This window comes from Cupriavidus sp. PB-02, from assembly GCF_058252315.1.
Window position 1 is genome coordinate 1 of the sequence record NZ_CM177694.1, and the last position, 24,842, is coordinate 24,842.

21 protein-coding genes and 3 pseudogenes are annotated in these 24,842 nt (G+C 64.1%); 10 read left to right on the forward strand and 14 right to left on the reverse strand.

Annotated elements, in window-relative coordinates:
* From dnaA to gyrB, 3 genes are all read left to right on the forward strand, one after another.
* The gene (gene dnaA / locus AC10V3_RS00005) at positions 1 to 1,803 is read left to right on the forward strand and encodes a chromosomal replication initiator protein DnaA (RefSeq protein ID WP_022533108.1); all 1,803 of its coding nucleotides are present in this window, start codon (positions 1 to 3) and stop codon (positions 1,801 to 1,803) included.
* 358 nt (positions 1,804 to 2,161) lie between these two features.
* Complete coding sequence (dnaN, locus tag AC10V3_RS00010) at positions 2,162 to 3,277, forward strand: DNA polymerase III subunit beta (RefSeq protein WP_022533109.1); 1,116 nt, start codon at positions 2,162 to 2,164, stop codon at positions 3,275 to 3,277.
* Between the two features lie 225 nt (positions 3,278 to 3,502).
* A complete protein-coding gene (gyrB, locus tag AC10V3_RS00015) occupies positions 3,503 to 6,028 on the forward strand; it encodes a DNA topoisomerase (ATP-hydrolyzing) subunit B (protein WP_022533110.1) in 2,526 nt (841 codons plus the stop codon).
* Between the two features lie 420 nt (positions 6,029 to 6,448).
* Here gyrB and AC10V3_RS00020 read toward each other — a convergent pair whose 3' ends face one another.
* The 3 genes from AC10V3_RS00020 to AC10V3_RS00030 form a co-directional block, all read right to left on the reverse strand.
* On the reverse strand, positions 6,449 to 7,141 hold the full coding sequence (locus tag AC10V3_RS00020) for a helix-turn-helix domain-containing protein (RefSeq protein WP_490922890.1): 693 nt from the start codon (positions 7,139 to 7,141) through the stop codon (positions 6,449 to 6,451).
* A 15-nt stretch (positions 7,142 to 7,156) separates the two neighbouring features.
* A complete protein-coding gene (locus AC10V3_RS00025) occupies positions 7,157 to 8,494 on the reverse strand; it encodes an MFS transporter (protein WP_349605272.1) in 1,338 nt (445 codons plus the stop codon).
* Positions 8,495 to 8,796: 302 nt separating this feature from the next.
* Positions 8,797 to 9,147, reverse strand: coding sequence for a DUF2958 domain-containing protein (locus AC10V3_RS00030; RefSeq protein ID WP_349605271.1), 351 nt, complete (start codon positions 9,145 to 9,147; stop codon positions 8,797 to 8,799).
* 387 nt (positions 9,148 to 9,534) lie between these two features.
* On the opposite strand from AC10V3_RS00030, the gene AC10V3_RS00035 reads away from it, so the two are divergent.
* Positions 9,535 to 9,786 (forward strand): helix-turn-helix domain-containing protein, encoded by a 252-nt coding sequence (locus AC10V3_RS00035; protein ID WP_349605270.1) that lies wholly within the window; start codon positions 9,535 to 9,537, stop codon positions 9,784 to 9,786.
* 163 nt (positions 9,787 to 9,949) lie between these two features.
* Here AC10V3_RS00035 and AC10V3_RS00040 read toward each other — a convergent pair whose 3' ends face one another.
* From AC10V3_RS00040 to AC10V3_RS00060, 5 genes and pseudogenes are all read right to left on the reverse strand, one after another.
* The gene (locus AC10V3_RS00040) at positions 9,950 to 10,348 is read right to left on the reverse strand and encodes a DUF350 domain-containing protein (protein WP_022533114.1); all 399 of its coding nucleotides are present in this window, start codon (positions 10,346 to 10,348) and stop codon (positions 9,950 to 9,952) included.
* A gap of 63 nt (positions 10,349 to 10,411) precedes the next feature.
* Entirely contained in the window at positions 10,412 to 11,140 is a 729-nt protein-coding gene (locus AC10V3_RS00045; protein WP_490922893.1) for a hypothetical protein, read from the reverse strand.
* A gap of 4 nt (positions 11,141 to 11,144) precedes the next feature.
* Positions 11,145 to 12,766 (reverse strand): annotated as a pseudogene (locus AC10V3_RS00050) (glutathionylspermidine synthase family protein).
* A gap of 106 nt (positions 12,767 to 12,872) precedes the next feature.
* Positions 12,873 to 13,301, reverse strand: a complete 429-nt coding sequence (locus AC10V3_RS00055; RefSeq protein WP_022533120.1) for a saccharopine dehydrogenase C-terminal domain-containing protein — start codon at positions 13,299 to 13,301, stop codon at positions 12,873 to 12,875.
* A 43-nt stretch (positions 13,302 to 13,344) separates the two neighbouring features.
* Entirely contained in the window at positions 13,345 to 13,737 is a 393-nt protein-coding gene (locus AC10V3_RS00060; protein ID WP_349605269.1) for a saccharopine dehydrogenase NADP-binding domain-containing protein, read from the reverse strand.
* Between the two features lie 262 nt (positions 13,738 to 13,999).
* Between AC10V3_RS00060 and AC10V3_RS00065 the strand changes: the two are divergent.
* Both AC10V3_RS00065 and AC10V3_RS00070 read left to right on the forward strand, forming a co-directional pair.
* Positions 14,000 to 14,262 (forward strand): annotated as a pseudogene (locus tag AC10V3_RS00065) (methyltransferase family protein); the annotation flags it as partial.
* A 369-nt stretch (positions 14,263 to 14,631) separates the two neighbouring features.
* Entirely contained in the window at positions 14,632 to 17,481 is a 2,850-nt protein-coding gene (locus AC10V3_RS00070; RefSeq protein ID WP_454751460.1) for an ankyrin repeat domain-containing protein, read from the forward strand.
* 119 nt (positions 17,482 to 17,600) lie between these two features.
* Here AC10V3_RS00070 and AC10V3_RS00075 read toward each other — a convergent pair whose 3' ends face one another.
* Together AC10V3_RS00075 and AC10V3_RS00080 are read right to left on the reverse strand one after the other, a co-directional pair.
* A complete protein-coding gene (locus AC10V3_RS00075) occupies positions 17,601 to 17,753 on the reverse strand; it encodes a hypothetical protein (RefSeq protein ID WP_022533126.1) in 153 nt (50 codons plus the stop codon).
* 179 nt (positions 17,754 to 17,932) lie between these two features.
* Positions 17,933 to 18,592 (reverse strand): methyltransferase family protein, encoded by a 660-nt coding sequence (locus tag AC10V3_RS00080; RefSeq protein WP_022533127.1) that lies wholly within the window; start codon positions 18,590 to 18,592, stop codon positions 17,933 to 17,935.
* Positions 18,593 to 18,740: 148 nt separating this feature from the next.
* Here AC10V3_RS00080 and AC10V3_RS00085 point away from each other — a divergent pair, with 148 nt between their 5' ends.
* Positions 18,741 to 19,064, forward strand: a complete 324-nt coding sequence (locus AC10V3_RS00085; RefSeq protein ID WP_022533128.1) for a nucleotide pyrophosphohydrolase — start codon at positions 18,741 to 18,743, stop codon at positions 19,062 to 19,064.
* Positions 19,065 to 19,090: 26 nt separating this feature from the next.
* Here AC10V3_RS00085 and AC10V3_RS00090 read toward each other — a convergent pair whose 3' ends face one another.
* On the reverse strand, positions 19,091 to 19,969 hold the full coding sequence (locus tag AC10V3_RS00090) for a hypothetical protein (RefSeq protein ID WP_490922894.1): 879 nt from the start codon (positions 19,967 to 19,969) through the stop codon (positions 19,091 to 19,093).
* A 210-nt stretch (positions 19,970 to 20,179) separates the two neighbouring features.
* Between AC10V3_RS00090 and AC10V3_RS00095 the strand changes: the two are divergent.
* Positions 20,180 to 20,590, forward strand: a pseudogene (locus AC10V3_RS00095) (lecithin retinol acyltransferase family protein); the annotation flags it as partial.
* A gap of 92 nt (positions 20,591 to 20,682) precedes the next feature.
* Here the strand turns inward: AC10V3_RS00095 and AC10V3_RS00100 are convergent.
* Positions 20,683 to 21,675, reverse strand: a complete 993-nt coding sequence (locus AC10V3_RS00100) for a PWWP domain-containing protein (protein ID WP_041680911.1) — start codon at positions 21,673 to 21,675, stop codon at positions 20,683 to 20,685.
* 266 nt (positions 21,676 to 21,941) lie between these two features.
* Between AC10V3_RS00100 and AC10V3_RS00105 the strand changes: the two genes are divergently transcribed.
* Entirely contained in the window at positions 21,942 to 22,862 is a 921-nt protein-coding gene (locus AC10V3_RS00105) for a restriction endonuclease (RefSeq protein ID WP_022533132.1), read from the forward strand.
* Here the strand turns inward: AC10V3_RS00105 and AC10V3_RS00110 are convergent.
* Together AC10V3_RS00110 and AC10V3_RS00115 are read right to left on the reverse strand one after the other, a co-directional pair.
* Complete coding sequence (locus AC10V3_RS00110; RefSeq protein WP_022533133.1) at positions 22,859 to 23,371, reverse strand: DUF2938 domain-containing protein; 513 nt, start codon at positions 23,369 to 23,371, stop codon at positions 22,859 to 22,861. The two genes, AC10V3_RS00105 and AC10V3_RS00110, sit on opposite strands and share 4 nt — an antisense overlap.
* Positions 23,364 to 24,233 carry a class I SAM-dependent methyltransferase gene (locus tag AC10V3_RS00115; RefSeq protein WP_022533134.1) on the reverse strand — a complete coding sequence of 290 codons (870 nt, stop codon included), beginning with the start codon at positions 24,231 to 24,233 and terminating at the stop codon, positions 23,364 to 23,366. The genes AC10V3_RS00110 and AC10V3_RS00115 overlap by 8 nt, the downstream gene beginning before the upstream one ends.
* Positions 24,234 to 24,306: 73 nt before the next feature.
* On the opposite strand from AC10V3_RS00115, the gene AC10V3_RS00120 reads away from it, so the two are divergent.
* Positions 24,307 to 24,747, forward strand: a complete 441-nt coding sequence (locus tag AC10V3_RS00120) for a helix-turn-helix domain-containing protein (protein WP_022533135.1) — start codon at positions 24,307 to 24,309, stop codon at positions 24,745 to 24,747.
* Positions 24,748 to 24,842 lie beyond the last annotated feature (95 nt).

The window sequence follows — 24,842 nt, forward strand, 5'->3', positions numbered from 1 at the left end:
ATGCAAGATTTCTGGCAGGCGGCAGCTGCGCAACTCGAGCGCGAGCTGACGCCGCAACAGTTCAAAACGTGGATTAAGCCGCTGGCGCCCGTTGCGTTCGATGAAGAAACGCACGCGCTGCGGATTGCCGCGCCTAACCGTTTCAAGCTCGATTGGGTCAAGAGCCAGTTTTCCGGGCGCATCACCGCGCTCGCCTGCGAGTATTGGGAAGCGCAGGTCACTGTCCAGTTCGTGCTGGACCCCGCCGCCTCCGGCCGCGCCGCTGCCTATATGCAGGCACCGCAGCCGGGGATCGGTCCCAATAGCCTGGGCGCGCACGCGCCCGCCGCCGGCATGGGCATGGAAGGCCACGCAGCCCCGGGTTCGGGCATGGGCGGCTATCCCGGCGCCCAGCAGATGGGCGGCCAGCCCCCCTACGCCATGCCCGGCCAGCCCGGCTATGGCGAGTACCCTGCCCCGGCCGGCTACGGCGCGGGCCAGTCGCCGTACGGCAACCCGTCTGCCGCACCGATTCCGGCTGGTGCACGTGCGCAGATGGGCGGCATGGGCCAGGGCGGCCAGGTGCACCCTGGCCAGCATGGCGGCCACGGCAACCAGCATGGCAACCACGCCAACGACATGGGCGAGATCGACGTGGTCCACATGGACCCCGCCGAGGCCAGCGCCCGCTCCTACCGCCAGCAGCAGCACCAGCCGCAGCATCCGCAGCACCCGCAGCACCAGCCCCAGATGGGCGGCGCCACGCCGATGCCCGGCCACCAGCCCAGCGACACGGTCCACGAGCGCTCGCGCCTGAACCCGATCCTGACCTTTGACAACTTCGTCACCGGCAAGGCCAATCAGTTGGCAAGGGCCGCGGCCATCCAGGTCGCCAACAACCCGGGCAAGTCGTACAACCCGCTGTATCTCTATGGCGGCGTGGGCCTGGGCAAGACCCACCTGATCCATTCCATCGGCAACCACATGCTGATGGAGAACCCGCGCGCGCGTATCCGCTACATCCACGCCGAACAGTACGTGTCCGACGTGGTGAAGGCGTACCAGCGCAAGGCGTTCGACGAGTTCAAGCGCTACTACCACTCGCTCGACCTGCTGCTGATCGACGATATCCAGTTCTTCTCCGGCAAGAACCGCACGCAGGAAGAGTTCTTCTACGCCTTCGAGGCCCTGATCGCCAACCGGGCGCAGGTGATCATCACCAGCGATACCTACCCGAAGGAGATCACCGGCATCGACGACCGCCTGATCTCGCGCTTCGACTCCGGCCTGACCGTGGCGATCGAGCCGCCCGAGCTGGAAATGCGCGTGGCCATCCTGATGAAGAAGGCCGCCGCCGAGAACGTGAACGTGCCCGAAGAGGTCGCGTTCTTCGTCGCCAAGCACCTGCGCTCCAACGTGCGCGAGCTGGAAGGCGCGCTGCGCAAGATCCTGGCGTTCTCGAACTTCCACGGCAAGGACATCACCATCGAGGTGACGCGCGAAGCGCTGAAGGACCTGCTGACCGTGCAGAACCGCCAGATCTCCGTGGAGAACATCCAGAAGACCTGCGCGGATTTCTACAACATCAAGGTCGCCGACATGTACTCGAAAAAGCGGCCTGCCAATATTGCACGGCCGCGCCAGATCGCGATGTACCTGGCCAAGGAGCTGACGCAGAAGAGCCTGCCGGAGATCGGCGAGCTGTTCGGCGGCCGCGACCACACCACCGTGCTGCACGCCGTGCGCAAGATCGCCGACGAACGCAGCAAGGATGCGCAACTCAACCACGAGCTGCACGTGCTGGAGCAGACGCTCAAGGGCTGACGCAATCAGCCCTGGCTAAAAGGCAGTTTTGAAGGGTCGGCCCCTCGGGGCTGGCATACTGTAGGGTGCGCGCCACGGACAACCCGTGGCGCCTGGGGAACTAACGTCAGCGTCGCCGGGGCAAGTGTCCGGAAAGTGGCCACCGATAAGGCTTTGCGGTGAGTCGGGACGGGATGGCAAGTGCGTTATGCGCCAGCGTGGCTTTTTGTGCACAGCTGGCCCGCCGGCCGGTCCCGCCCCGCTTCACCGCAGCGGCTTATCCTTGGTACAATGACACATTAACTCCTTGATTCCTAAGTGAATTTGGAGTTGTTTGCGTTCTGCGGTCGCCGACTACAAACGACGAAGGATAAATTCAATGCAATTGGTCAAAACCTCGCGAGACAACCTGCTGCGTCCGCTGCAAATCGTGAGCGGCATCGTGGAGCGCCGCCACACCCTCCCGATCCTGGCCAATCTGCTGATTCGCAAGTCCGGGTCGAACGTTTCCTTCCTGTCGACCGACATCGAGATCCAGATCACCACGCACGCTGAATGCGGCGTCGGCAACGACAGCGTTGCCACGACAGTGGCCGCGCGCAAGCTGCTCGACATCCTGCGTGCGATGCCTGACGGCGACGTGGCCCTGTCGCTCAACGACAAGCGCATGACCGTGCAATCCGGCAAGAGCCGCTTCGCACTGCAGACGCTGGCCGCCGAGGAATTCCCGACCGTTGCCGAAGCCAGCGAATTCAACGCCAGCGTCACGCTGCCGCAGAAGACCTTCAAGCACCTGCTGGCGATGGTCCACTTCGCCATGGCGCAGCAGGACATCCGCTACTACCTGAACGGCATGCTGCTGGTGGTCGAAGGCAAGAAGGTGATGGCAGTCGCCACCGACGGGCACCGCCTGGCGTACTGCGGCGTGGAGCTGGAAACCGAAGCCGCCGGTGTGGGCGCGCGCCAGGAAGTCATCATCCCGCGCAAGACCATCCTGGAACTGCAGCGCCTGCTGGAAGACAACGACGATCCGGTGCAGGTGCAGCTCGCCGCCAACCAGGTCAAGTTCACGTTCGCCAATATCGAACTGATCTCCAAGCTGGTCGAAGGCAAGTTCCCCGACTTCCAGCGCGTGATCCCCAAGGGCTACAAGAACGCCTTTGCGATCGACCGCGTGCGGCTGCAGCAGGCGCTGCAACGCACCGCGATCCTGACGACGGACAAATTCAAGGGCGTGCGCTGCATCCTCGACACGCACGTGCTCAAGATCAGCTCCACCAACGCCGACCAGGAAGAGGCGCAGGAAGAGCTGGAACTCGATTACTCGGGCGATGCGCTCGATATCGGATTCAACGTGACCTACCTGCTCGACGTACTCGCCAACCTGAAGAGCGAGCAGGTGCAGGTCAGCCTCGGCGACTCGAATTCGAGTGCGCTGATTACCGTGCCGGAAGACGACAACTTCAAGTACGTCGTCATGCCGATGCGCATCTGATGATCCGGTGACAGGACCAGTACAGACGAAAACCGGAGCAGCAAACGGCACGCAATGACACCCGGGCCAAGCCGGGAAGTCCTGGGGATGACCATCCCGCAGCGGGGGCAGGATCCAAGCGATCCGCCCCTTTTGCCGTTTTTAGTAACCCGCCATGCGGACCCTTCGCGCCCCGCCGCTACGCCGGCCCGGCCCGAATTTCGTATTTGCCGTGAGTAGAAAGACATGACCGAACAGCAGAAACCGCAACAGGAAAACACCTACGGAGCCTCTTCGATCCAGATCCTGGAAGGCCTGGAGGCGGTACGCAAGCGCCCGGGCATGTATATCGGCGACACCTCCGACGGCACCGGCCTGCACCACCTCGTGTTCGAGGTGCTGGACAACTCCATCGACGAAGCGCTGGCCGGCTACTGCACCGAGATCCAGGTCACCATCCACAGCGACAACTCGATCTCCATCGTCGACAACGGCCGCGGCATCCCGCCCCTGGTCAAGTTCGACGACAAGCACGAACCCAAGCGCAGCGCGGCGGAAATCGCCATGACCGAGCTGCACGCCGGCGGCAAGTTCAACCAGAACAGCTACAAGGTATCGGGCGGCCTGCACGGCGTGGGCGTGTCCTGCGTGAACGCGCTCTCCAAGTGGCTGCGCCTGACCGTGCGCCGCGACGGCCAGGTCCACCTGATCGAATTCGCCAAGGGCGACGTGCAGAACCGCATCGTCGAGACCGTGACCGGCCCCGACGGCCAGCCCGTTGAAGTCTCGCCGATGAAGATCATCGGCGCCACCGACAAGCGTGGCACCGAAGTCCACTTCCTGGCCGACGAAGAGATCTTCACCAACGTCGAGTTCCACTACGAGATCCTCTCCAAGCGCATCCGCGAGCTCTCGTTCCTGAACAACGGCGTCCACATCAAGCTGGTCGACCAGCGCACCGGCAAGGAAGAAGACTTTGCCTTCTCCGGCGGCGTGAAGGGCTTTGTCGAATACATCAACCGCTCCAAGAGCGTGCTGCACCCCAACATCTTCTACGCCAATACCGAAAAAGACGGTATCGGCGTGGAGGTGGCCATGCAGTGGAACGACGGCTACAACGAGCAGGTGCTCTGCTTCACCAACAACATCCCGCAGCGTGACGGCGGCACCCACCTGACCGGCCTGCGCGCCGCGATGACGCGCATCATCAACAAGTACATCGAAGAAAACGAAGTCGCCAAGAAAGCCAAGGTGGAAACCACCGGCGACGACATGCGCGAAGGCCTGTCCTGCGTGCTCTCCGTCAAGGTGCCCGAGCCCAAGTTCAGCTCGCAGACCAAGGACAAGCTGGTCTCGTCCGAAGTGCGCCTGCCCGTGGAAGAACTCGTCAGCAAGGCCCTGAACGACTTCCTGCTGGAAACCCCGGGCGATGCCAAGATCATCTGCGGCAAGATCGTCGACGCCGCCCGCGCCCGGGAGGCTGCTCGCAAGGCCCGCGAAATGACGCGCCGCAAGGGGTTGATGGACGGCATGGGGTTGCCCGGCAAGTTGGCCGATTGCCAGGAAAAGGATCCTGCGCTGTCGGAACTCTTCCTGGTGGAGGGTGACTCTGCAGGTGGCTCTGCCAAGCAGGGCCGGGACCGTAAGTTCCAGGCCATTCTGCCGCTGAAGGGCAAGATTCTTAACGTTGAGCGTGCGCGCTTTGACAAGATGCTGTCCAGCCAGGAAGTGCTGACGCTGATTACCGCGCTTGGTACCGGCATCGGCAAGGATGACTACAACCTGGACAAGCTGCGCTACCACCGCATCATCATCATGACCGATGCTGACGTGGATGGATCGCACATTCGTACGCTGCTGCTGACGTTCTTCTATCGGCAGATGCCTGACATTATCGAGCGCGGGTATGTCTATATCGCGCAGCCGCCGCTGTACAAGATCAAGCATGGGAAGGAAGAGCGGTACATCAAGGATGATGTTGAGCTCAATGCTTATCTGTTGAAGTTGGCGATGGAGAAGGCATCGTTGATTCGTCCGGATGGCACGGAAATCAGCGGTGATGCGCTGACTGAGCTGGCGCGTCAGTATCAGCTGACTGAAGGGGTGATTGGGCGTCTGTCGCGTGTTGTTGATACGGATGCGCTGCGTGCTATTGCGGATGGCGTGACGCTGGACCTGGATAGCGCTGCTGCGGCGGAAGCTTCAGCTGTGGCGTTGAAGGCCAAGCTGGCTGAGATGCATGCCAAGACGTTGATTGGGGCGGCTGTTAATGATGACGGTACGGCTGATGTGTATGCGCAGTTTGATGAGAAGACTGACAAGCATCGGCTGATGATTGCGCGGCGTCATCATGGCAACGTGCGGTTGTCCCATTTGGATGCGGATTTTGTGCATGGGGCGGATTACGCGGCGCTGTCCAATGCCGCCAAGACTTTCCAGGGGCTGACGCCGGAAGGGACTAAGGTGCAGCGGGGTGAAGGGGATAAGCTGCGGGATCAGACGGTGAATGATTTCCACGGTGCCATGCAGTGGCTGTTGTCTGAGGCTGAGCGTGGGGTTTCTCGTCAGCGCTATAAGGGGCTGGGTGAGATGAATCCTGAGCAGTTGTTTGAGACTACGCTTGATGTCACCCAACGCCGCTTGCTGAAGGTGCAGATTGAGGATGCTATTGCGGCGGATCAGATCTTTACCACGCTGATGGGGGATGAGGTGGAGCCGCGGCGGAACTTCATTGAGAGTAATGCGTTGGTGGCGCGGAATATTGATGTTTGATTGATTGTCGCGCGGCCAAAAAAGAGGCGATCGCCGCGTCAAAATAATCAAAGCGATAGGGGGCGTATCGGAGCCGAAACTGAAATCGAGTGGCTGCACACATCGCTGACGGCCCACTTTGATGGGCTGCGTGCCGCGCGCGGTGGTGCTCCTATTTATCTTCTGGAGCACGGCCTTTCTGAACCTGACTTGCAGGCAATGCTAAAGCCGCAACGCTCAACGGTAGAGGATAGCCGAGTCACCATGGTCGGCTCCTCGTCGTCCAGACGTTTGGTGCCTTGCGGCGCTCCTTCTCTTTCGTTCACGCGGTTTGTCCGGAGGCGGTGCGCGTCTCCCGTCTCCCTGATTCACCATTCCTACCGCTATTCGCCAGTGCGTGCTGATCGCGGTGCTGGCAAGCGTGTGCCTTGACACTTCGCCCTACAGGCGGATCTCAACGGAAGTTGGCGTGGCGAATAGCTTGGGCTCCTTGCCGAGCGGAAACCCGATCACGTACAGAACGTTAGCTGGCATTGATCTGTCCGGGTCCGAGTTCCCCTTCAGCAGCACTTCGCGCTCGGCATAGCGTAGCGAAACGCCAAGGGTCTTGAGCACATCGATGTTGGCTTGCATCGTGTCAGCCGCCTCGCGCTTCTGTGCTTCGGTATAGGCGCCCAGGCCATCCCGGTAGTCGCGGAAATATTCCATCAGCGCGGCGAAGCGTTTATCCGCTTCGCGGCCCATCTCGAAGGCCAGTTGCGACATGTCCATCGTGCTGGTCTGCGCCAACTCGGCCAACTGCTTACCCGTGGTCAGCGGAAGCGCCGCGAAGGCGGCGTGCTCCTGGTTGAACTGTTCCTGCGCAGCCTTGAGTTCGTCTTCCGGTGGAATCGCGAATGGCTTGTTGAGCGCGTCGATGTCCAGGAAATCGAACGCGTTGGCCAGTGCCCGGCAGGTGTCGGGGCCGACCGGCCAGCCTTGCTCGACGCGCTGAACGGTTCGCACGTTGAGCCCGGCGACCACGGCCAACTGCTCTTGCGTCCATTGCCGGGCGTCGCGGAACACCTTGATGCAGACAGCCAACTCGGCGGGGGTCAGCAGGCGTAATGGTGGCGTGTTTTCCGTCGCGTTCATTTCGTTGCTCCTTCGTTATCGACCGGCGTGGCCAGCCGTGCTGGCCACGCCATTGCGCATGGCATGGCCGCGCCTGGCGAGGGGCCAGAATGCAAGCAAGAATCCGACAGCGGCCAGCACTGCCACATAGTGAGCAGGCGCCATGGTGTCGTGCTGCAGCCACAGCGTGAGAATCATCGGCGTGAGGCCGCCAAAGACTGCGTAAGACATGTTGTAGGCAAACGAGAGACCGGTGAACCGCACTGGTGCCGGAAAGGCACGCACGCCGGCAATAGGCACGGTGGCGATGGTGCCGACGAACAGGCCTAGCAGCCCGTAGTGCCAGAACAGCGTGGCAGGCGTGCCAGGCAGGCTGCCGTAGAAGAAGTAAGCGGTCACGAACAGTCCGCTGCAGCCAATCAGCATGACGGCGCGGGTGCCGATGCGGTCGCATGCCCAGCCGACAATCACGCAGCCGATGGTCAGCGTGAGGGTGGCGAACGCATTGGTCTCGAGCGCGAGCGCAGCGGGTATGTGGTGGACCTTCTGCAGGTAGGTGGGCGTGTACAGCACCACCACGACGATAGAGGTAGAGAGTACCCAGGTCAGCAGGGCAACGAACATGCTGGCCGAGCGGTGATCGCGCAGCACGGTGCGGATCGGGAGTTCGCGCGCCAGATTGCTGCGGTCAGCTAACTCGCGGAACACGGGGGTCTCGTGCAGAAACCGGCGCAGGTACACGGACACCAGTCCGAAGACGCCGCCCAGGATGAAAGGGATGCGCCAGGCGAAATCGCTCACCTGCTCCGGTGAGTAATGGCGGTTGATGGCGACGGCAACGAGCGAACCCAGCAGAATGCCGCCCGTGATGCCAGAGGTCAGCGTGCCGATGCCGAAACCGTAATGCCGGCTCGGCACATGTTCGCCGACAAACACCCAGGCACCGGGCATCTCGCCACCGATGGCCGCGCCCTGCAGCACGCGCATCGCCAGCAGTAGCAGCGGCGCCGCTACGCCGATGCTGGCGTAGGTGGGCAGCAGGCCGATAATCAGCGTGGGCGCGGCCATCAGCAAGATCGAGAGGGTGAACATGCGCTTGCGGCCAAGCCGGTCGCCAAAGTGGGCGATCACGATGCCGCCCAGCGGGCGTGCCAGGTAGCCGGCGGCGAAAATGCCGAACGTCTGCAGTTGTCGCAGCCAATCTGGCATGTCGGGCGGGAAGAATAGCGCGCCCAGCACCGTGGCGAAGAAGACGTAGATGACGAAGTCGTAGAACTCGAGCGTGCCGCCGAGGGCAGCCAGGGCCAAGGTCTTGTAGTCGCGAGCACTCAGCGTGCGTGCCGGTGTGGGCAAGACGCCCCCAACTGCGCTCATGGGATTCACAGGTAGTTCTTGTTGTGGATTCACGGTCGGTCCTCGTCAGGTAGTGATCAATGGACTTCGGTCAGGGCTGGTCCTTTTGAGACCAAGACCCTATCGTTTGCGCGTGAGGGATGCCGATCAGGCATCGTCCGATGCGCCACGCCCGCGTGGAAACGGTCAGTTGCTGCGCGGACATCAAATCGTGCGCACCTTTCCATGCTGGTCGCTTTTTGCGGAATCGACGCCCCTGCTGGAACCAATGAGGCGCAGCAGAGGGCGGCCGGTCTGGCTAGCAGAATGGCCGGCGGGTTCGGTCAGTCGGGGATCGAACCGTCTACCTGCGCCAGCTGCGCATACGCCGATAGCGATCGGTTTGGCCGGAAGTACAGGTCGCGAAGAATCGGCCTTTTGAGCGGCCCAACGATGGATGCCAGGTCGGACAGCTTTACATGGCCCAGTTCGGGCATGCCAATACCCACGTCGCATAGACCGTAGGCGGTGTCACCATCGGCGGCGTCGAGCGCGGCCAGTAGCCAGGTCGCATGCGCGTCAGGGGTAAACAGCCGCACTACGGGCAGCGGGTCGTCTGCGTGGCCTGCTGCGTATGCGCGTCCGTTAGCGAGCAACTGCGCGCGTTGTTCTGCGGTGATGAGGGGTTGATTCATGGGGGGCAGCCTCCTTGAAGGTTCGCTTCACGGCGGATCGAGGCAATACAGGGCGCATGCCGATAGCGTGGGCCGTGCAATGCCAAACGGGCTCAATCGAGGTCCGAGGCTTGGTCCCGGGTTGCTGCCAGCAAGCAACCTATGAAGACGGCGGAATTAGCTGCCTCCGCGTACAAGACGCCGCCATGGTCAAAAACAAGATCCTCGTCGTGCGGGGTTGCCCGTCACAGCAGGGCGTCGCGACTGCCGGAAGAGGCGCCTCGGCCAATTTTCAATCGTGAGCTTGCATAGTTTAGCGTAAACGCTAAAAAATTAGTTATAGAGATCTGTACCCAGTTTGGCTCAGTCGGTAGAAGAAAGGTACTTCCGAGATCACTAAAAAACGGGATGGACCTTCTTCACGCGGTCGGCCAAGCCATCCGACTCGCACGCGAACACGCAAGGCTCACTCAACAGCAATTGAGTGAGCTTTCCGGCGTTCATGTCGTCTCACTCAGCAAAATCGAACGAGGCGCGGCTGAAGCACGCCTGCTAACCTTGGACGCACTTGCGCAAGCCTTACAGCTTTCGCTGTCTGACTTACTGCGCAGTGCGGAGGTTATCCAGACTCTTCACCCTAAGAAGGCTACTCGGCAATAACCTCTCGCCGCCCTCGGTCACCCTCGCCAATAGGCAAGTCCAACTAGCCGAAAACTTGGCAAAAGCCAGAAATTCAATGCAATGTCGACTGCTACCGTGATTCAATATATTGTGTAGATAGCAGGCCACACAGTCTCCAAGCTTGCCCCCACTGCGCGACGCTTCAAGTCAAACAAGCCGCATTCACCACCCCCACCGACAACGAAATCACCCCCATCACCGCCCCAACCCCCCGGTTGTCATTGGAGATCGCCTCACTGACACCCCCCAACGCCCGCGCCGCCACCAGGTAAGCCACCACCTGCACAGCAAACGCCCCAAACGCCCACAACAAGAACATCCCAAACGTAGCGTTATGCTGAATGCTCAACGACAACGTCAGCGAGAACCCCAGCGCCGCCCCACCCAGCGACAACGCCGCCGCGACATTTCCCTCGCGAATCAGCTGGAATTCCCGATGCGGCGTCACCCGCGTATAGACCAGCAGGAACAACCCCAGCAAACCAAAGCTGGTGACGATATAGATCAGGTAGGCAAGCGCCGGATGCATGGCATTGACCATAGGTTCGACTCGTTGTCAGTGGATCAGGAAAGGAAATAAGACGTGGCGAAAGCGAAGCAACACTCAACCGCCACCAGACCGCCCGGAGCTGCCCAAGCGGCTCGCAAAGCCTCCACGCGACACCACCGGCGCGCGCGACACGGCGGCGGCGCGCATGGACAGCCCCATGGATTGCCCGCGGCCGAGCGAGCTGCGGCGCACAGCGGCTTCTTCCACCATCGCGGCGTTCGGCGTGGATGGCGCCCATTGCTGCTGCGTGCGCATGCCGTTGCTGTCGTAGGCAGTCATCGGCCGCAGCGGGCCGGAGGACATGTCGCGCTGGGTCTGCGAGCCGTCGGGGTGATAGACGGTGCCGCTGGCGGTGTAGTACGGGCCGTACCAGCGCGCGTAGTAGGCGGTGCTGCCATGACCGCTGCCTGAACTGCCATTGGCGCTCGGGCTGCTGGCGGCGTCGGCCAGGCTGGAGCTGTAGAAGTTGCGCGTGTCGTCGGCCGGCACGCTCTCGCAGTCGTTGGGCGTGTTCCAGTCGGGCTCGCAGTCTTCCAGCGTGGCGTAGCTGGCGCGGCGGACGGTCACGCCGGGATCGTCGTCGGCGTCGTCGCTGCAGGAGCCGAGTGCCGCAACCCCGGCGACCACGGCGCAGGCGCCGATGATCCACAGCGTGGGCGACTTCTTAGGCTGGGTGTTGAAGGACTGCGCCTGCCATGACACCTTGGCGGAGCGGCTGGGCTTGGGGCTGTAGGGGCCGTCGTACTTCGACGGCCGTTGTTTGCCCGGCTTCTTTTTGGCCATGTGCTTACTCGTTCGTGAAGTAGTGTGGAACGAAGAAACTGGTGTTCCTGGCGATGGGCCCGGATTCCTCGCGCACGCACAGGCCGCTGGGTACGTCGTCGACGATCCAGACGCCCAGCGTGGTGTAGCGGCCGTCAAAGCGCCGCGGCGGCGAGTAGGCCTGGTAGAAGAAGCCTTCCTCGCCATACTCGCCGGGGTTGTGGACGTGGCCTTCCGGGGTGAGCAGGGTCACGCTTTCGCCTTCGCGCGACAGGAAGGGCTTTTTGGCGTGCGGCTGGCCGGCGAAGCGGCTGGGGTCGAAGCTGGCTTCGAGCAGGTTGGGGTGTCCCGGGAACGGCTCCCACAGGATCGGCAGGATGGCCTTGTTGGACAGCACGGCCTTCCATGGCGGCTCGACCCAGCGCACGGGGCTGTGCGCGAGCTGGTCGCGGTAGTCGGAGGTGGCCATCCATTCCCACGGGTAGAGCTTGAAGACGACTTCCATCGGCACGTCGTCGGCGTCATAGAAGCCGCCGCGGCCGTCGGTGCCGATGTCTTGCAGGTCGACCAGCTTGACTGACCAGCCGGCCTGCAGCGCGGTGTCCATCAGGTACTCGGTGTTGCAGATGTCTTCCTGGCTGTCGAACATGCACGCGAAGTGCAGCACGCTGGCGTTGCGGTAGTGCTGGCGCAGCCATTGCCAGCGCGCCACCAGCGCCTCGTGCAGGCTGTTGAACTGGTCGGCCTGCGGCTGCACGGTGTCTTTCCAGTACCACTGCGCCACGGCGGATTCGATCAGCGAGGTGGGGGTGTCGGCATTGAACTCGTACAGCTTCGGCACGCCGTGCTCGACCAGCGTCAAGTCGAAGCGGCCGAACAGCGTGGGCTCGTCGCGGTCCCAGGGGTGCGGATCAGCTGCGCGAAGTCCTGGGGGATGGCCAGGCGCGCGAACAGGTCGTGGTCGATCACGTGCTGCACGGCTTCCAGGCAGCGCTGGTTGAGGTCGTACGCGGCGGCGTACAGCGTTTCAATTTCGTGCTTGCTGAAGGCGTAGGCGGCGTCTTCGCGCCAGTAGAAGAAGGTGTTGTCATCGACTTCGCGCGGGACGTTGAACTCGTGCAGCGAATGGAAGTGGAAGCCGACCTTCTCGAGTTCGCGCGGCCAGTTGCGGCGCGGGGTCTGGGGGATGCGTTGCATCAGCAGGCCATTGTCGGTGACGTTGCGGGTTGGCAAGCGACGGGTCGGGCGGTGGCGTCGTCGAGCAGGAAGTCGGTGAAGGCGAGCGACGTGGCGCCCGGCCGCGGCAGCCAGTCGGTGAAATGCACGCCGAGCGGTGCCCACCAGTGCGCGGCATCGGCCAGCACGGGGCGGTAGTCGAGCGCGTCGGATTCCACCACGCCGCGCGCGGGGTTGGCCAACACACCGCATGCCGGCGACCAGGCTCGATGCCACCTGCAGGCTGGTGGCGGTGTTGTACGGCGCCAGCGAGCGAGCGCGCTGCACGGACAGGCGCGAGCCGTACCAGACCGCGCCGTGCCGGCCGCTCATCAGCAGCACGCCGAGTTCGTCTTCGCCGCACTGGATCTCGTCGCGCAGGATGCGTTCGCCGCGCATGCGCGGTGCCGCGCGGTCGTCCAGCCATTGCATCGACACCTGCGTGGCGGTGGTGGGGCGATAGGCGTAGTAGACGGTGGGACGGTATGGCGGCTGGCCGGTAGTGGTGTCGGTCAGGTACTCGGCGATCGAGATCGATTCATTGTGCGTGATCAGGTACGCGTCGAAGGGCCCATGCTGTGGCGACCACGACCGCACGCGCGTGCGGTGCCCGGGCCGGTCCAGCGCGATGGCCCGCGCCGCTGCCGTAGTCGTGGCGATAACCGTCGGGCGGCAGCGTGGGCTCATGTGTGCCCCAGCCGAGTTCGGCGTCCTGCAGGCATTCGGTGATGAAGCCTTCGGCGGACCAGGTGTTGGCGAATTCGCCGTCGCGCGGGTAGCCGGGGGCTTGCTGGCTGTCGTACTCGGCGACCTGGATGACGCGCACGTCGAGGGCGCGCGCCAGTGCGGCCCAGCCGACGCAGTCTTCAGGCTCCGGCAACTGCAATCCCACGTCGCCGGCCAGCGCTATCAGCGCGGCCTTGACCAGCACGGACACCAGCCCGGGATTGGCGCCATGCGCGACCAATGGGGTCGGCAGGGATTCGCGGCCGCGGGCAAAGGCAAGTATCTCATCGCGCAGCGCGTAGTTGCTCAGGTGCGAGGCTTGCGGGTCGGCCTCGTAGTCCCACGGTTCGATGCCGGCGTCGACGTAGAACGCGCCGTGCGCTTGCGCCAGTGCGATCAGGTCGCGGCTGCAGACGGACGGGGCTGCAGACGGACGGGGCCAGGTTCAGCAGGAAGGCGCCGGGGCTTAGCAGCGGGCCGAGTACCGTTTCATGGTTGCCGGCGGTGATGTTGGCCCCGATGGCATGCAAGCCGTGCTTGGCTACGAACTGCATGCGAGTGGGGTCTAGCACGCTGTTCACCACGGTTATCGCTGCCTTTGGCCAGGTTCGCTCCAGCAGCGGCAGCACGGCCTGGCCGATGCAGCCGAAGCCGACGATGACGATTTGTTCGATCACGCAGACCTTTCCGCCCGTAGTGGCGAGCGGCCATGCCGGCGGCGCGATGATGGCTGCCGCGCCGGCGCCGGGCCGCGCGCCTGATTTTATTCGTTCTGTCTGGATTTGCCAGAAATGGCGAAGGCAATACTATAGCGGGCAATGGTTGCTGCCAAGCATGCGTGCAGACTGTGTCAACGCTGGCGGTATGGTGTCGTAGGCAATGCCCTAGTACACGCCCGGCACCATCCGCCATGTCCGCGCGCAATACGTCGCATTAGCCCTGATGACGACCGGCATCTACGCGTGATCCGGCATCCAAGCTACCTTGGGCTCGCGGTCAGTTCGCTGGGATGGGTACTCGGATTCCGCTCAGGCGTGGGGGTGTTGCTGACGCTGGCGATGGTGCCAGTGCTGATCGCGCGGATCCGCGCGGAAGAAGCGTTGCTGCTCGAGCGGTTTGGCGATGCCGATCCAACTCAGGCGGTCTACGGGATCGTGCGTTACAAAGCGCGAACCTACTATTGCGTGGTATCCAACTTTTAAGGGTTGGGGCGAAGCGGCTCACTTCAGAACATACGAGGTGCATACATCGCTCCCCTCACTTCCTCCAGCAAGGCGCCGAAGATGAGCGGGCTCTACTATTCCGAGCGGGATATCCGCAAGATCGCAAAATTGCCGTGCACGCGCAAGGCGGCTTGGCGGCCTTGCGCCCTTGGCCTTCATCGCTCGGCGTATGTCCTTACGAACTGGCTTGCGTGATTTCTCGGAACGCTCTTGCGCGCAGTGCAAAGCGCCCGGCACGCGCCTGATGCTGTAGCGGCGAAAATGCGCTCCTGGCAGCGCCTTTGGCCGGCGCGACCTTCCATTAAAATGGCCGCTCTCTTTCCGCAAACCGACTGGTCCGGCCCGACAATGAAGATCCTCGAATACATCGGCCTTGATGTTTCCCGCGTCAGGAGCACTTACCGCAAGGTTGCCGACGCGATCGGCCGCGACGATTTCCGGGCGGCCCAGGTCAAGAAGCTTGCCAGCCTCTCGCATGGCAAGTTCTATCGCGCCCGCCTGGACGACGCCAACCGCCTGCTGTTTTCGCTCGTGCGCCACGATGGACAGGTTTGCGCGCTGATGCTGGAAGTGATCGAGAACCACGATTACCGCGGCAGCCGCTTCCTCCGCGGCGCGGATATCGATGAAGACAAGATTCCAGACATCGACGCGGCCGAGGCGGCGCTGGCGGCGGAGCCGGTGCGTTACCTGCATCCGGATCGCTCCGATATCCACGTGCTGGACAAGCCTATCTCCTTTGACGATGTGCAGGAGGCGGTCTACCGTGAGCCGGCTCCGCTTGTGCTGGTCGGCTCCGCGGGCAGCGGCAAGACCGCGCTGACGCTGGAGAAGCTCAAGCATGCGGAAGGGGCGGTGCTGTATGTCACGCATTCAGCCTACCTGGCGCGCAATGCGCGCGATCTCTACTACGCCAACGGCTTTGAGCATCCGGCGCAGGAGGCTGAATTCCTGTCTTACCGGGAGTTCGTCGAGTCGATCCGCATGCCGCAGGGCCGCGAGGCCGGCTGGCGGGACTTTGCGCAGTGGTTTGAGCGCCAGCGCCAGCAGTTCCGCGATATCGACGGTCATCAAGCCTTCGAGGAAATCCGTGGCGTGATCACGGCATCGGCGCACGGCGTGCTGGATCGCGATGCCTACCTGGCCCTGGGCGTGCGCCAGTCCATCTTTGGCGCGGACATGCGGGGCCGGATTTATGACCTCTTCGAGCGGTATCGGGCGTGGCTTGCTGACAGCCGTCTCTATGACCTCAATCTTGTCGCCCTGGAGTGGTCGCCGCTGGCGGCTGCCCGCTATGATTTCGTGGTGATCGATGAGGTCCAGGACCTGACCATGGCGCAGCTGGCGCTGGTGCTCAAGACACTCAGCAAGCCCGGGCGGTTCCTGCTCTGCGGCGACTCCAACCAGATCGTCCACCCGAACTTCTTTAGCTGGAGCCAGGTCAAGAGCCTGTTCTGGCATGATGCACAGCTTGCCGAACAGCAGGCGCTGCGCGTCCTGACTGCCAACTTCCGCAACGGTACTGAGGCGACACGTGTGGCCAACACGTTGCTGAAGGTCAAGCATCGCCGCTTTGGTTCGATCGATCGCGAGAGCAATTTCCTGGTCGATGCGGTTGGTGGGGATGCCGGCCAGGTGACGCTGCTGCCGGACAAGGACAACGTCAAGCGGGTACTGGACCAGAGCATCCGCAGGTCGACGCAGTGCGCGGTGCTGGTGCTGCGCGACGAGGACAAGGCGGAGGCAAGAAAGCACTTTTCCACGCCACTGCTGTTTTCCATTCATGAAGCGAAGGGGCTGGAGTACGAGAACATCGTGCTCTATCGCTTTGTTTCCGACCAGCGCGCCGAGTTCGCGGAGATTGCTGATGGCGTGGACAAGCAGGACCTGGCCTCCGACACGCTGACCTACCGGCGCGCCCGGGACAAGCACGACAAGTCGCTGGAGGTCTACAAGTTCTTTGTCAATGCGCTCTACGTGGCGCTCACGCGCGCCACCAAAAATCTTTACCTGATCGAGTCAGATGCGGGACATCCGTTGTTCGCGCTGCTCGATCTTGCGCAAGGCAGCCAGGCCAGGGTCGAGACGCGCCAGGCTTCGCTGGAAGACTGGCAGAAAGAGGCGAGGAAGCTCGAGCTGCAAGGCAAGCAGGAGCAGGCCGACGCCATCCGCAGCAGCATCCTGAAGGAGGTGCCGCCGCCGTGGCCGGTGTTCGGGCAGGCGAAACTTGAGGAATTGCTGCTCAAGGTGTTCCGCGAACAGGCGCCGGGAGGGAAGCCCAAGCAGCAACTCTATGAGATCGCCGCCAGTCATGACGAGCCCGCGCTGGCGGCATGGCTCGCGCAGGAGGCCGGCTTTGTCGGGGCCCGGCAGTTTTCCGGTGAGCGCAGCGGCTTGGCCCGCAAGAGCTTCGCTGCGTACTTTGCCGGCAACTTCAAGGACATCTTGCGGCAGTGTGAACGCCACGGCGTAGAACACCGGCTGCCGATGAACCAGACACCGTTGATGGCGGCCGCCGCCGCCGGTAATGTGGCGCTGGTCGAGGCGCTGCTGGAGCGCGGTGCCGATCGCGACAACGTCGACCACTATGGCCACAACGCCTTGCATTGGGCGATGCTGGAGGCGTTCCGCTCGCCCCGGTTCGCCAGCGGGCCTTTTGGGGCGCTTTATGAATTGCTGGCGCCGGCCGCTATCGATGTCAATAACGGAACGCGGCTGGCGCGCATCGACCGGCATCTGTCAGAGTACTTCCTGTTCCAGACCATGTGGGCGCTGTTCAAGTCGCGCTTCACGCATCACCAGCGCCGGCCTTACGCCGCCTTTGAAACGCGGGCCATCCTGGAGGCCTGGGAGCATCTGCCCGCCAATGTGGTGCGACCCGAGCGCAACAAGCGGCAGCATCTCTCCGGCGTGCTGGCCAGAAACGAAGCGGAGCGCGACTACGCATACAACCGCATGCTCTTCAGGCGCTTTGAACAAGGGTGGTACCAGTTCAATCCCGATCTGTCGGTGCGGCGCCGGGTGGAAGGCGAAGACGTCTGGGTGCCGGTTTACGCGGCGCTGAACCTGCCGTTGATCAACGAGCTTTCATGGCCCCCCGTCTGGCCGCAAATTGATACGTACCTGGCGCTGGCCGGACTGCCTGAACGCACGACGCCGATTGCCGCGGAGCGTGCCATGACCAGGGTACTACGGTGAACCGCGGCTCGTGCGTAGCGTCGGTCTTGTGGCCTTTCTCCTCGCGCTGGATAGAGTCATCTACGCGGTGGCAGTTCTGTTGACGCCGTTCCGGCGGGCGGGCCTGCTGTATACGGGCGCTATTTGCGCGGACCGGTCGTGGCGCGCGCCCCGGCCTGCGGCTCACGATCCACGAATATGCGCGACGGCAGCACGAAGCCACGCAGCGCCAGCATTTCCAGCGGTCCCTGGCCGACTTCCGTGCGCAACTGGTAGCTGAGCGGGTAGGTCACTTCAACCGGGACGGGGAGCTTCGCGACATGGGCTGTCAGGCTGTCGGCATCGCTGTCGACAGCGCTGGCGGTAGCCTGGCCTTTGCCGTCGCCCAGATAGGATTCGTCCTATTATTCTGCGAGCGCTGGACCGTGCCTTGTCCTCCGATGCCGCGGGGAGCCCCACGCCGCTACCATACCTAGTAAATCCCCGGCACCATCCGCCACGTCTTCGCGCAGTACGCCTCGTACTGTTCCCCAAACTGGTCCCGCAGCAGCGCCTCTTCCGCACGAATGCGCGCGATCAGCACAGGCACCATCAGCAGAGTCAGCACGACGCCTACGCCCGACCGAAACCCCAGCACCCACCCGAACGAACTGATCAGGAACCCCAGGTAGCTCGGATGCCGGATCACCCCGTAGATCCCGGTGGTCACCAGCGTATGCCCCGGCTGGATCGCCACGAGCCCGCTAAACCGGTGCCCGAGCACAAACACCGGCCAAAGCCGCAGCACGCCGCCGCCGGCAAACAGCACCACGCCAAGCCAGCGCACCGCGTCGCCATCGATCGTCCAGAAGCCGATGCGGTCGGTATAGGCCGGCAGGTAAGCCGCCAGCAACCCGAGCACGCCGAACGCGGCCAGCACCCAGCGGTTGCCGCGGTCTTCGCGCACGCCGCTGCTGATATTGCCGCCCGAGAAAAGCGCGGCAACGGACAGCGCCGCCAGCACCAGCGTCAGCGCAACCCGGGCCGGATGGGCGAAGAAGGGGCCAATGCCGCCCCAGCCCGCGATGGCGATGGCCAGGTAGGCGAGTGTGCCGGCAAGGGTGGCGAGCGCTAAGCCGAAAGTCGGACGCATGGATACCTCCGCTGCGACGGTGGATGCACATGCGAAGCGTAAGCCTTTGGTGGCGTGGCTGTCGAGCGCGCGGCGTCGTGCTTAAATGATCGTTTTCGCCCCGACGCCCTGCGCCGGAGCCAAGTGAATACGCTACCGCCACACCACCATGCCGCTGATCGACATCAAGAACCTCCAGCAAGCCGCCTATGCCTTCGGCGAAGCCCGCAACTGGGGCAAGTACCACAGCCCCAAGAACCTCTCGATGGCGCTGAGCGTGGAAGTGTCCGAACTGGTCGAGATCTTCCAGTGGAAGACCGAGGCGGAATCGCGCGACATCATGTCGACCGACAAGCGCGAGCACGTGGAGCAGGAACTGGCCGATATCACCATCTACCTGGCGCAGCTGGTGACGGCGCTGGGCGTGGACCTGGATGCGGCGATCCGGGCCAAGATGGACATGAATGCCAGGAAGTATCCGCTCCCGGAGTGAGTCGCCAGGTGACCGCGGTGCGCGGTTCAGGGCAATGGCTGGCTCTGCGTCAGGATGCACAACAGCAGGATGCCGTTCAGGACGAGTAACGCTGCTACCGCCAGCACGATCGGCGGCGCGTTTCGCGTCCGCTCGCGCAGGCGGGTGGCACCCGGCAGCCATTCACCCCGCATCTTCCGGGACCAGCAGGCAAAGCCCGCGCCGCACATTCCCAGCCACGCAAGGGTGCCAAGCGATTCCCACCCCCTTGGCCGTGGTGCCTGGGCGGGGTGAGTGGAAGTCCTCCGGAGTACGGGATCCGGGCTGGGCAGAACCGTCACGACAGGGTGGGCGCGGTATTGCCGGAGCTCCGTATCGACTACGGGCCGGATCTCCGTATCGACCACGGGCTGAGGCGGAGGCTGCGGCGCAGGTTGGGCAGCAGGCAGCGGTGTGGGGAGTCGCGTGGCCGGCGGCGGTTGCTTGTTCTTCGGAACGTCGCGCATAGGCGCGTCGGGCGCCTTCGGTTGCGGTCCGGCAGCGCGGGTAATCGGCTTGTGGCTCTTGTGCGCACGCCAGGTGGCAAAGACGCTGTCCAGGCAGGCCACCGAAGTACAGGCATCCCGGCGTCTTCGCCATGCGGCGACATCGTCCTGCTCAATCACCCCGGCGCGCAGCAGCCGCTGCTGCTCGGCATGGATGTATTCGTGCTTGCTATGGAGCATCGCGTAGTCGCAGATCAGCGTGGCGGCAGTCGGCTGCGTGTCCGCACGCCTGCACGCGTTCCCGGTGGCTAACGGATCGTCGCAGCGGACGGCCGGCTGGCGCAGTGCATTCTTGCAGGCGATATCCGACGCCTGCGCACTTGCGGTGAGCAGAAGGCTGATCGTAATGCAGGCGGCCAGATGGCCAGTAAGCCTTGTCATCCTGACGCCCCGTGGCAACGGGGAGGCGGCGCGCGCAAGGGCGCGCATTAATCTTCTATTCTGGTACTCCGTGGCGGATATGCAGTGCGATAGCCCACAGAACGGCAGGACGAAAGCCCTGGGCGCTGGCTGGATGCGCATCGCGGGCCACATAACGCGGAACTCGCTACAGGCTAAACGGGCTTCCGGACGGCCCTGGCCACGTGCTATCTGCCGGCCGAAGCCGCCTTGCCCCCGGCATCGCCGTTCCCTGCCGACGCCGAAACGCCCCTCGGCGCCCACCTCGTCACGCCGCGCCACGGCTACGCGCATCACGGCATCTACGCCGGCAATGGCAAGGTGGTCCACTACGCTGGCTATTGCCACCGGCAGCAGCGCGGCCCGGTGGAGGAGCTGAGCCTGGATGCTTTTGTCGCCGGCCACGGCACTACGGTACTGCCCACGCCGATGGCGCGCTACGGTGCCGTCAAAACCGTCAGGCGCGCCCGCTCACGGGTGGGCGAAGACCGCTACCGCCTGCTGACCAACAACTGCGAGCACTTCTGCACGTGGTGCCTCTATTGCGAAAGCCGCAGCGAGCAAGTGCGGCATTGCGTGACGCATCCGCTCAGTGGCCTGCGGCTGGCGGCGAGCATGCTGATCTGTGGTGGAAGATGGCGACCAGCCACGCGCGGGACAGTGTCACCGGCCTGGACTCAGGGCAATGGCTGGTTCTACGTCAGGATGTATAACAGCAGTATGCTGTTCAGGACGAGCCCGGCCGACACCAGCACGCTCCACGTCGCGGTTCGCGCCCGCTCGCGCAGGCGAGAGGTACCCGGCAGCCATTCACCCGGCATTCTTCGGGGCCACCAGATAAAGACCGCGCCGCACATGCCTAACCACGCCAGCGCGCCAAGAAATTTCCATCCGTCTGGCTGTGGTGCCTCCACGGGATATATGGGGGTCCATAGGGGGGCGGGAACCGGAGTCGGTCGATCCATCCCGACCGGGTCGACGGGGGGCTCCCGGATTTCCGTATCGACCACGGCCTCAGGCGGAGGCTGCGCCGCGGGTGGGGGGGCGGGATCCGGGGACGGCTGATCCATCGCGACAGGGTAGGCTGGGTGTTCCCGGATTTCCGCAGGCAGCACGAGCTCGAGCGGAGGCTGCGGCGCGAGTGGGGGAGCGGGCCGCGGCGGCGCCGGCTGCGTGGCCCGCGACGCCATCTTCGGCACCGGCGGCGGTCGCCGGATCTCGGCCATCGGTCTGACGGCAGCCGGCTTGCTCTTCGAAACGTCGCGCATGGGCGCGTCGGGCGCTCTCGGTCGCGGCTCGGCGGCGCGGGGAATCGGCGTCTGGCTCTTGTGCTCGCGCCAGCTGGCAAAGACGCTGTCCAGGCATGCCACCGAAGTACAGGCATCCCGCCGTCTTCGCCATGCGGCGACATCGTCCGGCTCGATCGCCCCGGCGCTCAGCAGCTGCTGCTGCTCGGCATGGATGTATTCATGCTTGCTACGGAGCATCGCGTAGTCGCAGATCAGGGTGGCGGCAGTCGGGTGCCGGTCCCGCACTCGCTCGCAAGCCTCGCCGGCGGCAAGCGGGTCGTCGCAACGGGCGATCGACGGACGCAGCGTGGTCTTGCAGGCGATATCCGAGGCCTGCGCACTGGCAGTGAGCAGAAGACCGAACGTGAAGCAGGTGGCCAGACGGCCTGGGCTTGTCATCCTGTCGCCCCGTGTTGTGGGGAGAATGGTTCGGCGCCGCGCCGAAGCGGCGTCGAGAAGCTTCTATTCTGGTACGGCCTGAGCGGGATGCCGTGCGATAGGCCACAGAAAAATGGCGTTACGCAAACCGACAGGCATCCCAGGTCACAGGCATGTGGCCCCCGGGTGACAAACCGCCGCCGCTCCCCGCGTGCGCAGGGGCGACGTGGCGGGCGCAGCACGTCATGCTTCGGCGTGACGAAAAGCCAAGAGAAGGAAGGGTCAATATGAGCCGCAGGAAGCAAACGGGCATGTTGGACGATGTCTATGGCATGGCGGCCGCACTGCCATGGTGGGCCGGCGTAGCCCTGGCGCTGGTCGCCTATGCCGTACTCAATCGCTATGCAGCTGCCGACGTCCCGCCGATGGCCGCGCCAGGGGAGATGGGCCGGATGGCCCTGGCCCAGATGGTCAAGGGGCTGTCCACCTACGGCCAGTACATCATGCCGCTGGCGTTGTTGGTCGGCGCGCTGGCATCGTGGCTGGCGCGGTGCGAGCGGCAGGCAGTGACCCGCAGCCGCAGCATAGCTGCGAGCCAGTCTGCCGACATGCTGCGGCAGATGACGTGGCAGGACTTCGAAAACGTGGTCGGAGGGGTGTTCCGCCTGCGCGGCTATGCCGTCGCCGGAACGGGGGACGCAGGCACGGACGGCGGCATCGACTTGCGGCTCAGGAAGGGCAGCGAGCTGGCGTTCGTGCTGTGCAAGCACTGGCTCGCCATCAAGGTTCCTGTCACGGCGGTACAGGAACTGTATGGCGTGATGGCGGCAGAGGGCGCGGCGCAAGGCTTTGTCGTGACATCGGGCTTGTTCACGGCTGACGCACGGGCGTTCGCTTCCGCACGAAATATCGAGCTGATCGACGGTCCGGCATTTGCGGAAATGATCGAGCGCACCCGGGTCGCAGCGCCGAAGCGAGTGACCGCAAAGCCAGCGCCCGCTGCGAAGACGCCGGTCCGCACCACAACGCCGCCGCGGCTTGCCGCGGTGCCGCAAGGCTCGACGCCGGTCTGCCCGCGTTGCGGCGGCATCATGATCCGACGGATCGCCAAGCAGGGCGGCCACGCAGGCAAGCCGTTCTGGGGCTGCGCGCGGTTCCCCGACTGCCTGGGCGTACGCGGCCTGAAGACCGTTGTGACCGACGACTAGCGCAGGGGCCTGTCCAGCAGCGTGGTGGCACATCCGGCCACATAGAGCCCCAGCCCGAACACCGCATGCGTTACCAGGCTATGCAGCCGCGCCACATTGGGCCGCGGCGTGCGGCGCGCAGCGATGCCGGCGCCCATGGCGGGCTGGATCACCAGGAAGGGCGCGGCCACGCTGACGATGCCGACGACCAGCGCGGGACCGGGCGTCGGATGCCGTGCCCACTCCAGCCCCCACAGCGCCAGCAGGATCGCCGCGAACACGATGCCGGTCAGGTAATGCGCGATCCAGCCGATGACCCGCTCTCCCGGCACGGCAGGCGAGGCCGCAATCGGATGGTGACGAACGCGCCCGCGCGGCAGGTGCGCAAGCCAGCGGCCAACCAGGCCATAGTCCAATGGCGGGACGCCGAGCACACGTTTGCGCACGATGGCCCAGGCGTCCATTACCAAGGTCGCGCCGGTGCCGATCAGCAGCGCACTCAAAAGGAATGAGCCTTCTGGCTCAGGCATGATCGATCTCCGCGGAGTCCGAAGCCGCCCGGGCACAGATCATCCAGCAGGCCGCCGTGAAGCGGACTTCGTTGCCATGTACATAGGGCTCGAAGGCCACGCGCAGCGTGTCGATGACCTGCGCGCGCGTGGATGCGTCTGCCTGCAGCAGAGCCACCCCGACCGGACCAAGTCGCGTGAAGTACCCCACCAGCGCCGGCTCGGGCAGCGTGCATGCCACGTCGATCGGCCGGATCTCGATCCCGCTCCAGCCGGCCTCTTCCAGCAACGCGGCGACACGATCCCTGTCGGCGAGTGCGAACTGCCCCGGCGCGCCGGGCTGGCGAACCGGAAGCGGCAGCAGCGGCGCGGCGGCGCGCTCGGCCGTGGTCATGAACGGATTCTCCGCACCGCTTCGCCAGGCGATGCAGTGCAGCTCGGCACCCTCCTTCGCCGCGCGTCGCAGGCTGGCGAAGGCGACGACGGGATCGCCGAAGAACATCACGCCGAAGCGCGAAACGATGCGATCGAAGCTGGCGGGCGCAAACCTGTAAGCCTGCGCATCGGCCTGGATAAAGCTTGCTTGCGAGGCTTCACGCTCGGCGCGCGCCCGCGCTACCGCGATCATCGGTCCCGAAATGTCGATGCCGATGCACTGGCCCTGCGCACCGAGCCGCCGCGCCAAGGCGAGCGTGGTGGCGCCCGTGCCGCAACCGACATCGAGCACATGCTGCCCGGATCCCGCGCTGACCGTGTCGAGGAGCATCGCCTCGAACGGCTTGAGCACCTGGTCGAGCACCGCCTGCTCGTCGACCCACGCGTTTCCGGCAGGGCCGTTCCAAAGCGCGGCCTGTTCGCTGTCGGGGGTTTGCCTGGCATCCATGTTCCTCTCCGTCTGCTCGCCATCGCGGCGTGAAGCTACACTGTGCCAGTTCAAGTCCACTTGAGGTCAAGCGGTGAATAGCCTGGATATTGCAGAAGTGGCCCGGCAAGCGGGCGTTCCCGCATCGACGCTGCGGTTCTATGAGGAAAAGGGGCTCATCGCATCCATTGGCCGGCGCGGCATGCGACGCGTGTTCGATGCCGGCGTGCTGGAGCGGCTGGCGCTGATTGCGCTGGGGCGGGCTGCCGGCTTCTCGCTGGATGACATTGCGCAGATGTTCGCGCCGCAGGGCGGGCCGCGCATCGACCGGCAGATGCTGGCGGCCAAGGCGGATGAGCTGGATCGGACCATCCGTAAGCTGAGTGCGATGCGCGATGGGTTGCGGCATGCTGCGGCTTGTCCGGCGCCTAGTCATATGGAATGTCCGACATTCAGGCGCATCCTGCAGGCGGCGGCATCGGGGGCGATTGGCGGGCGGAGGGAACGGATGCCGACGGCCCGGAATCTGCGGTGAATCTTTGCACTATTAGCTGCATATCCTGCGGTGAATATGGCGTCGTCATGCCGCAAGCCATTCTTGGCAGGCGATCGCGGCCTCTATCGCGGCAA